The organism is Tatumella citrea (assembly GCF_002163585.1).
Classification (GTDB): domain Bacteria; phylum Pseudomonadota; class Gammaproteobacteria; order Enterobacterales; family Enterobacteriaceae; genus Tatumella; species Tatumella citrea.
On the sequence record NZ_CP015579.1, the window covers coordinates 3601254 to 3616616 of the forward strand.

A 15363-nucleotide genomic window follows, 5' to 3' on the forward strand; every position below is an offset into this window, starting at 1 on the left:
TCTGTTTGTCCTGTCCTGCAAAATCACTGCCTGGCTGTTTATCTCCGGAGATTATTATGGGAATGCTGACTGAAGGTCGCTGGCAAGATGTTTGGTACGATACCAAAGCCAGTGGCGGTAACTTTGTACGCACACAATCACAATGGCGCCACTGGGTCACCCCGCAGGGGGAAGCCGGCCCTACCGGCGAAGGCGGATTTGCTGCCGAAAAAGACAGGTATCACCTGTATGTCTCACTGGCCTGTCCCTGGGCACATCGCACACTGGTCATGCGTCAGCTGAAAGCTCTGACCGAAGTGATCTCAGTTTCCGTAGTGCATCCGTTGATGCTGGAACACGGCTGGACATTCGACCGTGATTTTCCGGGTGCGGATGGCGACCCGCTTTACGGGCTGGATTATCTCTATCAGGTCTATCTGAAAGCCGATCCACAAGCTACCACCCGTGTTACCGTCCCGGTGTTATGGGATAAACAGCGTCAGACTATAGTCAGCAATGAATCTGCCGAAATATTGCGGATGCTGAATACTGCCTTTGCTGCCTGTGGTGCTAACGACCACGACTTTTACCCGGTTGAACTGCAACAGGAAATTGATCAGCTTAATGAGTGGATTTACCCGCAAATCAATAATGGCGTCTATCGCGCAGGATTTGCCACCACTCAACAGGCCTACGATGAAGCAGTCAGTAGTGTAATGGCCGGGTTGGATAAAGCTGAGGCTATTCTGGCAGAACGCAGGTATCTGACCGGTAATCGTCTGACAGAAGCCGATATCAGGTTATGGACCACTCTGATTCGTTTCGATGATGTTTATGTCACGCATTTCAAATGCAACCATCGGCGTATCATTGATTATCCAAATCTGTATGGTTTTTTGCGTGAAATTTATCAAATGCCGGGAATTGCGGAGACAGTCAATCTGCAACATATTTGTTATCACTACTACGCCAGTCACCGGCAAATAAACCCGTACGGAATTGTCCCGGTCGGCCCGCAACACGACTGGCTGACCCCGCACCAACGGGTTAACCGCTGATTAAAGCATAAGGGCGGGGAATTTCCCGCCCCCTGTTACCATACTGAGGATGTCTGATATTTGGCTAACAGCCGCGGGATCTCACGTAATGCCCAGGCTTTTGCTTCGCCCATGCTGTCACGCCGCCACGCCATGATGATATTGATGTCATTGCGATACTCGGGGCTGACCACTTTCAGCCGTCCTTCCGCCACATCCTTTTCTACCCAGGGCCATGGCATGGTGGCAACGCCTAACCCCGCCAGTAAAGCTTTACGCTTAGCCTCTAATGAACTCACAGTAAGGCGCTGCTGCTTATCGAGTAGCTGTACGGTGATTACCGGGCGTTCCCGTGCGGTATCGGCCACCGCAATTCCCCGGTATTTTACCCTCGTCACTTCCGAGAGAGGTTCCGGTTCCTGGTGAATCGGGTGATCAGGGCTGGCAACATATACGCCGACCATATTGTACAGTTTGCGGGTATTTATTTCACTGGAGGTCCGGAAATGCAGGGCCGGGGCAATCACTATATCGGCCTTCCCCTGATCCAGCCGCTCCCAGGAACCTGCCAACACTTCAGTCAGAATAGAAACCTGAGTATTAGCTTTCTCTGCCAGACGGTCCACCAGCGGGAACAGATGCTCACAGGGCACTAATGCTTCAGTAACAATGGTCAGATGGGTTTCCCAACCGCGAGCCAGCGCTTCGGCATCCGTGGTGAGCTTATCTGCCGCTTCCAGCAGCACCCTGCCACGCTCCAGTAACAAACGTCCGACGTTAGTGAATTTAGTTCGATGGCCAGAGCGATCAAACAGCACAACGTCCAGTTCTTCTTCAAGCTTTTGCATGGTGTAACTCAAGGCAGAAGGAACACGGCCAAGTTCATCTGCTGCCGCAGCAAAACTACCCCGCCTGTCTATCGCATCCATGACCCGCAGAGCTTCAAGTGTCAGTGCACGTTCTCTTACCATCGGATTCTCTTTCAGTAAATTTGAATATAGCAGGCAGATTAACTGGCTAACATTACGCCGTCCAGCCCTTTAAGATAAAAGCAGCATATTACCCACAGGAGGAAAAATGCTAACTCTCCGGTCAGCAGAAAAATGCGGCACAGCCGATTATGGCTGGCTGAAAGCCCGCTACAGTTTTTCCTTTGGTCACTATTTCGATCCTGCGCTGATGGGTTTTGGATATCTGCAGGTACTGAATCAGGAAGTTCTGGCAGCAGGGAGTACTTTTCAGCCACGCAGTTTCCCGAAAGTCGATGTCCTGAATATTATTCTGCAGGGTGAAGCGGAATACCGCAGTAATGACGGGCAAATTTCACGCGCCGCAGAGGGAGAAGCACTGTTGTTATCAGCCAATGATAAAAGTATCTATCAGGAATCTAACCCCTGCAAAATCCGTCCGTTAATTCGTCTGCAGCTATGGCTAAATGCCTGTCCGCAGCAAAGCGCACCGCCCGTTCAACACCGTGCTCTGCCTTGTGATGAACAATGTATTCTGATTGCTTCTCCGGAAGGTGAAAATGGCAGTCTTCAACTGCGCCAGCAAGTCTGGGTTTATCAGATTAACTGCCGTGAAGGGCAGACACTGCCGTTTCGTCTGCAAGGCAGCCGGAGCTATTTTCAGTCAGTGCACGGAGAAGTTTCTCTGACAGGTGAACAGGATGCGTTGGCACTCACCTGTGGCGACGGAGCATTGATAAGAGATGAATCAGAAATTCAGATCACGGCAGCTACAGACGGGAAACTACTGATTATTGACTGTAAAGATGATCTTCAGGCAGCCTGAGTGGCTGCCTGAAGCAAGGGTTATTTCAGCATTGTAAAGGCAGTCGTCACGTGTTTTACCCCGCTGACCCGGCTGGCAATCTCTGCGGCTGCCTGCCCTTCCTGAGCGGTTACCAGCCCCAGCAGAAATACTTCGCCCTGTTCGGTGGTCACCTTCACGTTGGAAGATTTAACTTTGTCACTGGCCAGTAGCTGTGAACGAACCTTGGTAGTAATCCAGGTATCACTGGAAGAAGTTCCCAGGGTAGCATTTGGCCCGATGCGAATCTCGTTATACACATCAGTTGCGCCATCCACACCTGCAGTGATCTGTTTGGCACGGTCAGCAACTTCCTGCGACGGAGCTTCACCGGTCAGCAGTACTTTGCCCTGATACGCTGTGGCATTAATGTGAGTTTCAGCTTTAATCTGCTTGTCGGTCGCCAGTGCATTGGCTACCCGCAGTTCTAACGTACCATCATCGACCTGAGTCCCAACGGTACGCGGATCTGTTGCCGATTTTGTTGCTACTGCTGCACTGCCGATCACTACGGCGGCACAACCCTGTAGCATCAGGGCAGAGATCAGAATCGCTAACACCGAAAATTGTTTCATTAATGCTCCTTCAGTTATTCCTGCTGGGGAAATAGAGTGTTATCAATCAGTTCACACAGACAATTCACCGTCAGCATATGCATTTCCTGAATCCTTGCATTTCGATGCGAAGGAATTCGAATTTCAACATCATGAGGCCCCAGTAAACCGGCCAGTTCTCCGCCGTCAAATCCGGTCAGAGCGACAATAGTCATATCGCGGGTTACCGCTGCTTCGACCGCCCTGACAATATCACGGCTGTTGCCATGGGTGGAGATAGCCAGTAATACATCGCCTGCCTGGCCCAACGCTCTGACTTGTTTGGCATAAATTTCATCATGCTGTCTGTCATTGCCGATAGCCGTCAGCATAATATTATCTGCACTTAATGAGACTGCGGGCAGGCTGGGACGTTCATTTTCGAAGTAATTTATCATGGTGGCAGTAAAATGCTGCGCATTCGCCGCTGAGGCTCCGTTGCCGCAACTCAGGATTTTATGCCCGTTAAGTAACGACTGAACCAGAGTCATTGCAGCCCGGGATATAGCATCCGGTAAGGCTTCCGCCGCTGCTATCTGCGTCTGGATACTTTCGGTAAAACAAGCTTTAATTCTTTCCTGCACAAGACCACCTGGTGATTACATTTCGGTATTAAAAGCGTTTTTTAACCATTGCCACCGGTTTCCGGTCACAGCAATGATGTCAAAACGACAGTCTGTGGTAGCGAAACTCTGCTGCCTGGCGGCCAGCCAGATTGCGGCGGCCTTAAGTACCCGCTGTCGTTTTTGCCAGGTAATGCTGGCCAGCGCGCCGCCATATTCATCCGTTCGTCGATAACGGACTTCGACAAACACCCATTGCAGCGCATCGCGCATAATAAGGTCAATTTCGCCGGAGCGATAACTGACATTACTCGCTACCCATTTCAGCCCGGCGCGTTGCAGAAAACGGCGCGCACGCCGCTCCTGCAACTTTCCGCTGAAAATCCGGCTTAATGCACCGGCACGATTTGTCCCTGAGAATACTGATTCCATGATAACGTCCTGTTTATCACGCAATTCTGGCTGGCATTCAGAATACCGGTATCACCATTAATCTGATAACCGGGTTGCTGACGGATCTGGCTGAAATGGTTAGCCAGTGTCCAGGCATCGATACCCATGGCATACAGACGTGCCAGTGAGTAATCGTTATTAAAGTTTTTCACTGTCTGCTGCATTAGCGCCGGATTAGCGCCGGACAGTAACGGAATATCACTAAACTGCAATCCATCCATTTCCAGACGGAAATCTGGTCCGGCACCTGCCTGGGAACTGCGTGAGCTCGCATACAGTGCAATATTACTGCGGGAACCGGTACTCATAGTGATCATCGGTTTAATCAGCGACAGTTCGTTCTGGCTTGCAACGATATACACCGAATCTATCTTGCCGGAGGCTGGTGTATCAGTGACAGGTGCTGGTTGTTCTGGCGCATTAAAGGTCAGACCTGCGACCGAAACTGCAGCAGGTGCTGCTGCTGCAGGCGCCTGAACCACCACAGGAGTTCCGGACATCGGAATACCAGAGTTACCGTTAATTCGTTGTTTCAGATCTGCGACTGAACCAAAGGTCTGTTCTTCAACCACCGAACCGCCCAGCTTTTGCCACTCCAGAGTAAATGCGTTAGCCACGCGGGTACCGTAATTATTCGACGGAACCAGCAACAATGGCATCCGCTTATTTTGCTGCCAGATATGGCGGGCTGCATCGCGGGCTTCATTTTCCGGTGACAATGCGAAATAACACATATTCGGGTGGTTCTGCAGGCTGCCAGGCTCATTAAGTGCCAGAATATTCAGCGGAGTAGATAAACCGGCCACAGTCGCGACATCTTCTTTCAGTAAAGGCCCGACCACCAGCGTTGCACCATCATTCTGTGCCTGCTGAATCAGCTGTGCGACCGGCTGAGCATTGGTGTCGTACACTTTGATCTGCGCGTTACTGCTGGCTGGTGCGGTCTCCGGTTGAGCCGGAGCTGGTGCAGCAGCCGTTGCCGGTGTTGCACTCGCAGCTGTTATGGCCGGAGTAGTGCCAGGCACAGATGCGGCCGCCGGGCTGACTACGGTATTCGGGTCAGTCGGCGAAGTCGCACTGATCGGTGCATTAGCACTACCGGTGACTGTTGTTGTCGCTGGCGGTGTTACTGCCCCTTGCGCTCCGGCAGGTGCCGCAGTACCTGCCGCAGGGGTTGCAGTGCCGGGTTGTGCCGGTGCTGCAGCCACCTGATTAATCACTCCGTTACGCGCATCTTCAAACCCTTTCTCAATCGCCTGAGAAAATACTGCCGCTGGCCCGGTTAATGGCAGCAGCAAGGCAATGGTATTGGTCGAGGCCGGGGTCATATTCATGCTTTGCAGCAGCCCTGCAGGCAGCTGTTTAGAAGCCGGGTTGTCCGGATAACGGGTTTGCCAGTCTTTAACACCGGCTTTTAGTGTATTTTGATCGCCATTGCTACGGTAGTAGACGCCCAGCAGATCCAACCATCCCTGCAGCACATTTTCATTCGCATTGAACACGAAGTTATTGGTCTGTTGCTGAGAGAATTTGCGCAGCGTTTGCCAGGTAGCATCCAGATTTTTTTGTGCTGCATCACCCTGCAACAACGGCTGTAAGGCTATATAAGCACGTACCGTTTCGAGGGTTGGCTGATTGCTGGTCGCAGCTATAGTTGTTGCGTAATAGCGAGTCTTCTGATCGGCAGATAAACCGGAAACATCAGTCGATTTCAGCAATGGCAGAGCTGCGGCGGAATTATTGGTAGCAACCGCATACTGCGCTTTCAGTAAATTCAGCTCCTGCTGCTGAGTCGCGGTGACTTTCTGCGGCAGTGTATGCAACTGTTTTCCGGCATCCGGATACTTTCCTTCAGCCATTAACGCGCGGATTGCGAGTAATTGCCAGTCGGTCTTGCTATCATCACTGCTTTGCTGCATTTGCTGCAGGTAATAAGCAGAGGTGCCGGTGGCCGGAGCCTGCACATTAACCGCAGGTGTCTGTGGCCCCTGAGTGGAGCAGGCAGCCAGAATAAGTCCGGCGAGAACGACAGGAACAAAACGCCCTGCTTTACGACGATTCACATTTGAAAGAAGCATACGGTTTCCGGTTATGTTTTTTTCAGAACGCCTAATAATAATTCGGCAATTCGGATGAAACAATGAAACAAAACGATCAGACAGAGATTTCTGCGGGCACCTTGTATATCGTCCCCACCCCGATAGGTAACCTGGGCGATATCACACAACGTGCACTGGATGTCCTGTCAAACGCAGACTTGATTGCCGCAGAAGATACACGCCACACCGGCATGTTACTACAACATTTCGCAATCAATGCGCGCCTGTTCGCACTACACGACCACAATGAACAGCAAAAGGCCGACCTGCTGATAACCCGGTTACAGGCAGGAGAAAGTATAGCGCTGGTTTCTGATGCCGGTACTCCGCTGATTAATGACCCCGGCTATCATCTGGTGACCAAATGCCGCCAGGCTGGAGTGCGTATTGTACCTTTGCCCGGAGCCTGTGCGGCGATAACAGCATTAAGTGCCTCGGGATTACCGTCAGATCGATTCTGTTACGAAGGATTTCTGCCCGCGAAAACCAAGGGGCGCTGCGATACCTTGCGTGCCCTGGTGACTGAGCCCCGAACCCTGATCTTCTATGAATCTACCCATCGTCTGCTGGATAGCCTGCAGGATATGGTGCAGGAACTGGGTGCCGACCGGTATGTCGTGCTGGCGCGAGAAATCACCAAAACCTGGGAGAGTATTCATGGTGCACCGGTGGCCGAATTGCTCAGTTGGGTGAAAGAAGATGAGAACCGGCGTAAAGGCGAAATGGTGCTGATTGTGGAAGGCTACCGTGCAGAGGAAGAGGCTTTACCTCCGGAAGCACTGCGCACCCTGAGCCTGTTGCAGCGTGAATTACCGCTGAAAAAAGCGGCTGCTTTGGCGGCAGAGATTCATGGCGTAAAGAAAAATGCACTTTACCGTTACGCATTAGATCAACAGGAAGATGCGCAAGACGCGTGACAAATGTCAGCGAATACCCTATCATCCGCCGCCGAAGCTGACCAGACAGTCGCCGCTTCGTCGTCGTCCCTTCGGGGAGACGGGCGGAGGGGAGGAAAGTCCGGGCTCCACAGGGCAGGGTGCCAGGTAACGCCTGGGAGGCGCAAGCCTACGACCAGTGCAACAGAGAGCAAACCGCCGATGGCCCGTTTACGGGATCAGGTAAGGGTGAAAGGGTGCGGTAAGAGCGCACCGCGCGGCTGGCAACAGTCCGTGGCACGGTAAACTCCACCCGGAGCAAGGCCAAATAGGGGTTCACATGGTACGGCCCGTACTGAACCCGGGTAGGCTGCTTGAGCCAGTGAGCGATTGCTGGCCTAGACGAATGACTGTCCACGACAGAACCCGGCTTACCGGTCAGCTTCAACTTTTATGTGAAAAACCCGCTTCGGCGGGTTTTTTGCTTTCTGCATTATGAAACATGCTCACCGCTGCCCTGTCGCGGACGGTCCACGACGCTGTTCACCCCACAAAACGCCCCTGACCAGCTTACGGCAGTTGATCAGCCACCTGGCGGGCAAATGCCTGGATGGCAGGCATTAGATTTCCCTGTTCTGGCGGAGATAGCAGCCACAGAAAGTTTTCCGGCTGATATTCCCGACCGGCAATAATCTGCAATTTATCCCGTAGCGGGCTGCTTTCCAGCACCGCCAGTGGCACGATACCAATACCAACACCGTTAGCTACCAGCTCCATCTGCAAATGTGCCCCGGCACTTTCCACATTGACCTTTAACCGGCTGCCCTGCTGTTCAAGATAACGGATAACCCCGGCCCGCAGGCCGCACCCTTCCGGGTTCAGAACCCATCCCTGCCGGGCAGCTTCACACAAAGGAATATCGTCCGGATACATCCCTTTACGGGCAATGACGGCAACGGCCAGGGGTTTAAGGTTGGCTGCCTGGATATTTTCCGGTATCGCCAGATTAGCAGGACCGATTGCCAGCATCGCGTCCAGATCAAGATTTTCCAGCCTTTTCAGCAACTGCCCTCCCCACCCGCAACTGATAGTCACGCCGGCATGTTCAAATTGCTCGCGTAATTTCTCCAGCGTCCGGGTCAGGCTGACTTCACTCAGGCTCTGAGGTAAGCCCAGCCGCAGTGGCCCGCGGGCCTGGCCTTCTTCATCCGCTAGTGCATACAACCGTCTGGCTTCTCTTTTCAGGGTCAGACATTGCTGATAAACCCGCTGCCCGACGGTAGTCAGACGCAAAGGCTTGGTCTGTCTGTCCAGCAGCTGTGTACCCAGTGACTGCTCCAGGCTTTGTAAGCGGCGGGTAATCGCCGACTGAGTGATCCCCAGATGTTCGGCTGCCTGGCTCAGTGAAGAAAACTGCACCACTGCCAGCAGTGCATCAATGTCGTCTATTCGCATGCTTTTCTCTTATGAACTTATTGCATATTAGCTTAGCTTAAAATTGCATTTTAGGAATAAAAATCCCTTTGCTAACGTAATATCACATTTCATTTCAGTCAGGAATTATTTATGCGTTTTTCCTTAGCAGTTCGTCAGTCCACACGCATGATTGCCGGGATATTGGGTCTGTGGTTGATGCTGGGCTCGGTTATCAGTGCCAGTGCAGCGCAAACCACACTGGTCATTGGCGATCAGGCTCGTATTTTACGCAGCCTGCTTGAAGCCTCAGGAGTATTACAGGGGATTCCGTACCAAATCCGCTGGGCCAATTTTCAGGGCGCCGCCCCACTGTTTGAAGCCCAGCGGGCCGATGCCGTCGATACTTCTTATGCAGGCGATCTGCCGGTATTACAGGCACTGGCCGGAGGGGTTAATCTTAAAATTATTCTTACCGAAGTGAGCAGCGGCAAAGGTAACGGGATCGTAGTGCCGGCCAATAGTCCGGTTAAAACTGTCAGTGATCTGCGCGGACAGCAGGTGGTGGTTTCTTCAGCCGCCGGCAGTATTTCACAAAACCTGCTCTATCTGGCACTGGAAAAAGCAGGTCTGTCACGTCAGGATGCACGAATCCGCTTTGTGCTACCCGTCGATGCCAGCGCGGCCTTCAACAGTGGCCAAATCAAAGCGTGGGCTGTATTTGATCCCTACCTGGCCGTAGCTCAGCAAAATGGCGGACGGCTAATTACCGACGCCAGCAAACTCACTTCCTCATTTTCATTTCTGACGGCCACCAGCCAATCGTTAGCTGATCCGGCCAAACAGCAGGCTATAAAAGATTTTGCCGGCAGGGTTCGTCAGGCCAGGTTGTGGGCTCTTAGCCATCCACAACAATATGCTGACAGTTACGCAAAACTAAGTCATCTGCCACCAGCCACCGCCGTGCTGATCACTTCCCGGGCCGCTACAGACTCACGCAGTGTGACCTCTGCCGATCTTGCCAGTTTGCAGGCAACTGCAGACCGTTTTTATCACTACGGCATCCTGCCGGACAAAATCAACGTCACCGATCATGCCATCAAAGGATTTCTGTAACTGGCGCTAAATCATCTCAGTCGCCGCCAGCACGGGCTTGTTATATCTGATATGCATAATTACTAATGTTAAAAATGAATTTTGATCATATTAATATTCAGCCTAGAGTATAAAAAATCTCCTCCGGCCTCCGGAGGTCCCCGGTAACCAGTTAGGTATACAGGAAACGACTATGAGCATTCAGTTTATCGGCATGATCAGCCACCGCCTGAGTTCAGAAACTATTGCAGCCTCTGGCCCTATTTTTGATAAAGATTACATCACCCGTATCGCCCGCGCCCATGAAGATGCCGGCTTTGACCGACTGCTGGTTGCCCATGCCTCTGACCAGCCTGACGGCTTTCTGGTCACCGCGCTGGCCGGACTTTCTACCGAAAAAATTAAGTTTTTACTCGCCCATCGCCCAGGTTTTGTTTCTCCTACCCTCGCAGCCCGGAAATTTGCAACTCTGCATCAGCTGCTGGATAACCGCCTGGCGGTGCATATCATCAGTGGTGGCAGTGATGCCGAGCAGCGTAAAGATGGCGATTTTCTCAACCATGATCAACGCTACGCCAGAAGTGAGGCGTTTCTTGATGTAGTACGTAATGTCTGGACCAGTGACAAACCTTTCGATTTCAGTAATTCGTTCTACCAGGCAGAGCAGGCAGTATCTGCTATTCGTCCGGCAGCAGATCAGCCAATCCCGGTATTCTTTGGTGGTTCATCAGACGCAGCCATCCGCGTCGCCGGTAAGCATGCCGATGTTTATGCGCTGTGGGGAGAATCTCTGGCCCAGACCAAAGAAACCATTGAGCGTGTGAGGGCAGAAGCCGCGCGTCATGGTCGCGAAGTTGAGTTTAGTGTCTCTTTCCGGCCAATTATTGCAGATACCGAAGAAGCCGCCTGGGAAAAAGCTAAGCAGATTCTTGCTACTGCTACCCATCGTCAACAGACCTCAGGACCGCTGAAACCAGACAATAAGCCGCAAAGTGTCGGAGCCAGAAGGCTGCGCGAAACCGCCGCCCTCGGTGATGTGGTGGATAAACGTCTGTGGACAGGAATTGCCCGTCTGGTTGGCGGCGGCCAAAACTCTACCTCTCTGGTCGGTACTCCGGAACAAGTGGCTGATGCACTACTGGATTACTACGATCTCGGCGTGCGGAATTTCCTGATTCGTGGTTTTGATCCGCTCAATGATGCGGTGGACTACGGCAAAGCTCTGCTGCCTCTGACCCGGGAAAAAGTCGCTGCCCGTGAGCAGGCTGAACGCAAACGCGCCTGATACCTGTAGAGGAAGCTTCAATGATCCAGGCAGAAAACCGTTCGTCCCCCTGGCCTGCCGGCCCGCAGTTTGCTGACATCGGCCGAAAGATGGCAGAAAGTGCAGAGCAGATTGACCAGAATGGCGCTTTCCCGCATCAGAATCTGACATGGCTGCGGCAAAATAAACTGTTGTCTCTGGCAACGGCTCAGCAATACGGAGGTAATGGTGCGTCGTTAGCCACACTGCAACAGGTGATAGCCGCGATTGCCGGAGGAGAGCCTTCTACCGCGTTGATTACCTGTATGCACTATCTTCATCATCTCCGTCTGCGCCAGCCTAATCGCTGGCCGGCAGAGCTTATCCGTCGGGTTTCGGAATCGGCGGTCAGTGAAGGTGGATTAATTAACAGCCTGCGGGTAGAACCGGAACTTGGCTCGCCTGCCCGTGGCGGGTTACCGCAGACGATAGCCAAACGTACCGCAACCGGCTGGGTGCTGAATGGCCACAAACTTTATACCACCGGCATTGAGGGACTGCACTGGCTGGCGGTCTGGGCCCGGAGCGACGACCAGACACCACTGGTCGGAAGCTGGCTGGTGCCTAAATCAGCGCCGGGCATCAGCATTATTCACAGCTGGGATCATCTTGGTATGCGCGGTACCGGCAGCCATGAGGTGATCCTGAAAGATGTAACAGTTCCGTTGAATTATGCCGCAGATGTGACTCCGTATACCGGAGCAGTTACGCCAGATAATGAGGCTTTAACCCGGTTTGCCAACGCAAATACCGCTTTGCTGGCAGCCATTTATGATTCGATAGCCCGTTCAGCTATCACCTGGCTTACCGGCTGGTTGCAACAACGAATACCTTCCGGACTGGGCAAACCTCTGGCTTCACTGCCACGTGTCCATGAGCAGGTCGGACAGATTGAAGCTCTGTTACTGACCAACCGCAGCCTGCTGGATTTAGCTGCCCGTGAAGCCTTCAGCCAGTCCGATGCCGGGCTGGCCAAAGCGACCATTACTGACAATGCCATTACGGTAGTCGATCTGGCTCTGCAGTTATCCGGTAACCACGGGCTGACCCGTGATAATCCTCTGGAGCGTCATTACCGCAATGTTCTCTGCGGCAGAGTTCACACACCGCAACGGGATAGTGCCTGGATTCTCGCAGGGCGCCAGCGACTGATGACCACAAACACAACGATATCACCGGCAACGGAATAATCACCTTCATGCCACGAATCTGATCCGGGTAATGCTGCCCGGTAATGGCTTTCTTCCCGCGACCGGGAACTGATGACAAGGAAATAATTTATGCGCTCTTCTGTATTATCCCGCAGGCGTTTTCTGGCGCTAAGTTCCGGACTTGCCGCCACACCGTTACTGGGGGGATTTTCTTCACCACTGTGGGCGGCTCAGCCGGCCAGTGATTCTATGGCTGGTATGGCCGGGATGATAGAGGCTGCCGACAATACCAAAGGCGGGGTGGCGGATACTTCGTCGCTACGTTTGCCGGAGCCTTTTAAATTAAAACTGGCAATAAATCAAAGTGCTATCTGTATTGCGCCGGTCACGGTGGCGCAGCAGCAGAATCTGTTCAGCAAATACAATCTGGATGTCGAGTTCGTTAACTTCGGTAACTCGACCGATGTGCTGTTGCAGGCGATTGCCACCGGTAAAGCCGATGCCGGAATTGGTATGGCCCTGCGCTGGTTAAAAGCCCTGGAGCAGGGATTCGATGTCAAACTGACGGCAGGAACGCATGGGGGATGCCTGAGCCTGCTGACCACAACAAACTCCTCCTACACTTCACTGAGCAGCCTGAAAGGCCAGTCTATCGGTGTCACAGACATGGCCGGGCCGGATAAGAACTTCTTCGCAATTTTACTGAAAAATCATGGCGTTGACCCAATTTCCGATGTTCAGTGGAAAGTTTATCCGGCGGACCTGATGACCCGTGCACTGGATAACGGGGAAATTGCTGCCGTCAGCGGTAGTGAACCCTTCAGCACCAGAATGCTGGATACCGGTAAATACAAGCTACTGGCCAGTAATATGACCGGCGAATACGCCAATCTCAGTTGCTGTGTTATCGGGGTCAGCGGCACTCTGGCACGTAAGCATAAAGCTGCAGCCGCAGCCCTGACCCAGTCCCTGCTGGATGCTCATAGCTTTGCAGCAAAAAACCCGCAAAAAGTGGGTACTGAATTTATGGCCCATGCACTGAATACCACGCCACAGGAAGTTTCAGCCATCCTGATGAGTCAGGCACACGACCACCATGCGGTGGGAGAGGTATTTGTCAATGAAATGACCCGTTACGTGACTGATTTGCAACGGGTACAGGTCATCAGTGCTTCAGTAAATCCTCACCAGTTCGCGGAGAGTATTTATGCAAATGTATTCGCCTGATGACCTGCTGGCCCCTGCCCGACTGAGATTACCGCGGCTCTGGACTAAAGGCGGAATTGCCGCGTTGTTCTGGCTTCTCTCCGCCGCAATTACCGTTTACTGGCCAAATGGCGCCAGAGACTGGCCTTACTCACAATTGTGGGCGGAAATAAATACCGCTATCGCGATATTATTGCTGGCGCTGACCCTGACTTACCGACACTGGGTTGGCCGCCTGCCACGCCTGAATCATGCCGCAGCGTGGCTGATAGCCTTGCCGGTACTGCTCGGTAGCTGGCAGATCCTGACTGCAAAACTGTTGTTACTGCCGGTGCCATTTTTCGCGCCACCTCAGGCATTGCTGCAGGTTTTCCACGATGACTGGCCACGTCTGCTGGACAGCCTGTATCACTCACTGTCCTTGCTGCTTAGTGGAGTAGTGCTGGGCACACTATTCGGCTTTATTGCAGGTCTGGCGATTGGCTGGTCACCCCGGGTCGGCTACTGGATGCATCCGTTACTCAGGGTGCTGGGACCACTACCGGCAACCGCCCTGCTACCACTCTGCTTTTTCCTGTTCCCTACCAGCCACGATGCCAGCGTATTTTTAATCGCTCTGGCGACCTGGTTTCCGGTAACCGTTCTGACCTGGTCCGGCGTCGCCAGTATCGATCAGGCATGGTACGACGTCGCACGTACTCTGGGTGGGAATTCGCGCTTTCTGATCTTGCGGGTCGCTATTCCTGCGGCGTTACCCAGCGTGTTTGTCGGCTTATTTATGGGCCTTGGCGCTTCATTTTCGGTGTTAATTGTGGCCGAAATGGTGGGTGTGAAATCGGGAATTGGTTTCTATCTGCAGTGGGCGCAAGGCTGGGCGGCTTATTCCAATATGTATGCGGCCTTAATACTGATGGCTCTGCTGTGTTCAGGTCTGATTAGCCTGCTGTTTGCCGTCAGAAACCGGGTATTACGTTGGCAAAAAGGAACCATGAAATGGTAAATACCGCACTGGCAACAGACTATTCCCGCGGACTGAGTATTCGCCTGAACAATATCAGTCACCGCTTCACCCTGAAAGATAAACAACTGCCGGTACTGGATAATGTCAGCCTGCAGATTGAGCCGGGGGAAAGTGTCGCGCTGCTCGGCCCTTCAGGCTGTGGAAAATCGACCCTGTTACGACTGCTGGCCGGACTCGAACCTCTGCAACAAGGGCAACTGCTGGCAGATAATCAGCCGGTGACGGCTCCCGGCCCTGACCGGATTCTGGTATTTCAGGATCCGACGCTCTATCCGTGGCTAACCGTGCGGCAAAACGTCCTGCTCGGTCCACAGGCCAGAAAACTTAAAGACCAGCACCCCAAAGCTGATCAGCTGATTTCCCGTATCGGTTTACAGGAATTTGCCCATGCCTGGCCAGCACAACTTTCAGGGGGTATGGCGCAGCGTGCCGCGCTGGCCAGAGCTTTATTGAATGAACCCCGGTTGCTGTTACTGGATGAACCGCTGGGCAAACTGGATTCACTGACACGAATCCGGATGCAAAGTGAATTAATTACCCTGTGGCAAAGCCAGGGTTATACCAGTGTACTGGTTACCCACGATATTGAAGAAGCTTTGTTACTCAGCCACCGGGTGGTGGTGTTTTCGCCACGTCCGGCGCGAATTCTCGCGGAATTTCATAATCCGGCGCCTTTCCCGCGCCATCGTGATGCTCCTTTGCTGGTGAAACAACGTCAGGAAATTCTGGCCCTGCTGGGCCAGGGGACTGACTGGTAACTTAT

The 15363-nt window shown here is 52.9% G+C and carries 15 protein-coding genes and 1 other RNA gene; 10 read left to right on the plus strand and 6 right to left on the minus strand.

The features are described from left to right. Positions 1–56: 56 nt before the first annotated feature. Positions 57–1037, plus strand: a complete 981-nt coding sequence (locus A7K98_RS17075; RefSeq protein WP_087489638.1) for a glutathione S-transferase family protein — start codon at positions 57–59, stop codon at positions 1035–1037. Between the two features lie 35 nt (positions 1038–1072). On the opposite strand, the gene A7K98_RS17080 is transcribed toward A7K98_RS17075, so the two are convergent. Further along, positions 1073–1987, minus strand: a complete 915-nt coding sequence (locus A7K98_RS17080; protein WP_087489639.1) for a LysR family transcriptional regulator — start codon at positions 1985–1987, stop codon at positions 1073–1075. 106 nt (positions 1988–2093) lie between these two features. Between A7K98_RS17080 and A7K98_RS17085 the strand changes: the two genes are divergently transcribed. Then, a complete protein-coding gene (locus A7K98_RS17085; RefSeq protein ID WP_087489640.1) occupies positions 2094–2810 on the plus strand; it encodes a pirin family protein in 717 nt (238 codons plus the stop codon). Positions 2811–2830: 20 nt separating this feature from the next. On the opposite strand, the gene dolP is transcribed toward A7K98_RS17085, so the two are convergent. Genes dolP through A7K98_RS17105 form a run of 4 tightly spaced genes read right to left on the minus strand, consistent with a single transcriptional unit; the run spans position 2831 to position 6515 of the window. Next, entirely contained in the window at positions 2831–3403 is a 573-nt protein-coding gene (gene dolP / locus A7K98_RS17090) for a division/outer membrane stress-associated lipid-binding lipoprotein (RefSeq protein WP_087489641.1), read from the minus strand. A 14-nt stretch (positions 3404–3417) separates the two neighbouring features. After that, positions 3418–4005, minus strand: a complete 588-nt coding sequence (gene diaA / locus A7K98_RS17095; RefSeq protein WP_087489642.1) for a DnaA initiator-associating protein DiaA — start codon at positions 4003–4005, stop codon at positions 3418–3420. 15 nt (positions 4006–4020) lie between these two features. After that, the gene (locus A7K98_RS17100) at positions 4021–4416 is read right to left on the minus strand and encodes a YraN family protein (RefSeq protein ID WP_087489643.1); all 396 of its coding nucleotides are present in this window, start codon (positions 4414–4416) and stop codon (positions 4021–4023) included. Then, positions 4374–6515 (minus strand): penicillin-binding protein activator, encoded by a 2142-nt coding sequence (locus tag A7K98_RS17105; protein WP_087489644.1) that lies wholly within the window; start codon positions 6513–6515, stop codon positions 4374–4376. Before A7K98_RS17105 ends, A7K98_RS17100 begins: the two co-directional genes overlap by 43 nt. A 62-nt stretch (positions 6516–6577) precedes the next feature. On the opposite strand from A7K98_RS17105, the gene rsmI reads away from it, so the two are divergent. Then, positions 6578–7453 carry a 16S rRNA (cytidine(1402)-2'-O)-methyltransferase gene (rsmI, locus tag A7K98_RS17110; RefSeq protein ID WP_087489645.1) on the plus strand — a complete coding sequence of 292 codons (876 nt, stop codon included), beginning with the start codon at positions 6578–6580 and terminating at the stop codon, positions 7451–7453. A gap of 33 nt (positions 7454–7486) precedes the next feature. Further along, positions 7487–7861: RNase P RNA component class A (gene rnpB, locus A7K98_RS17115), an RNA gene on the plus strand. A gap of 120 nt (positions 7862–7981) precedes the next feature. On the opposite strand, the gene A7K98_RS17120 is transcribed toward rnpB, so the two are convergent. Then, positions 7982–8866 (minus strand): LysR family transcriptional regulator, encoded by an 885-nt coding sequence (locus A7K98_RS17120; RefSeq protein WP_087489646.1) that lies wholly within the window; start codon positions 8864–8866, stop codon positions 7982–7984. 111 nt (positions 8867–8977) lie between these two features. Here A7K98_RS17120 and A7K98_RS17125 point away from each other — a divergent pair, with 111 nt between their 5' ends. The 6 genes from A7K98_RS17125 to A7K98_RS17150 all read left to right on the plus strand — a co-directional run bounded on the left by A7K98_RS17125 (position 8978) and on the right by A7K98_RS17150 (position 15358). Beyond that, a complete protein-coding gene (locus A7K98_RS17125) occupies positions 8978–9940 on the plus strand; it encodes an ABC transporter substrate-binding protein (protein ID WP_232461556.1) in 963 nt (320 codons plus the stop codon). Positions 9941–10112: 172 nt separating this feature from the next. Next, positions 10113–11204, plus strand: a complete 1092-nt coding sequence (locus tag A7K98_RS17130) for an LLM class flavin-dependent oxidoreductase (protein WP_087489647.1) — start codon at positions 10113–10115, stop codon at positions 11202–11204. Between the two features lie 20 nt (positions 11205–11224). Next, positions 11225–12412, plus strand: a complete 1188-nt coding sequence (locus A7K98_RS17135) for an acyl-CoA dehydrogenase family protein (RefSeq protein ID WP_087489648.1) — start codon at positions 11225–11227, stop codon at positions 12410–12412. A 90-nt stretch (positions 12413–12502) separates the two neighbouring features. After that, a complete protein-coding gene (locus A7K98_RS17140; protein ID WP_087489649.1) occupies positions 12503–13600 on the plus strand; it encodes an ABC transporter substrate-binding protein in 1098 nt (365 codons plus the stop codon). Next, positions 13581–14579, plus strand: coding sequence for an ABC transporter permease (locus A7K98_RS17145; RefSeq protein ID WP_087489650.1), 999 nt, complete (start codon positions 13581–13583; stop codon positions 14577–14579). The genes A7K98_RS17140 and A7K98_RS17145 overlap by 20 nt, the downstream gene beginning before the upstream one ends. Further along, the gene (locus A7K98_RS17150) at positions 14573–15358 is read left to right on the plus strand and encodes an ABC transporter ATP-binding protein (protein WP_087489651.1); all 786 of its coding nucleotides are present in this window, start codon (positions 14573–14575) and stop codon (positions 15356–15358) included. Before A7K98_RS17145 ends, A7K98_RS17150 begins: the two co-directional genes overlap by 7 nt. The last annotated feature ends 5 nt before the right edge of the window (positions 15359–15363 follow it).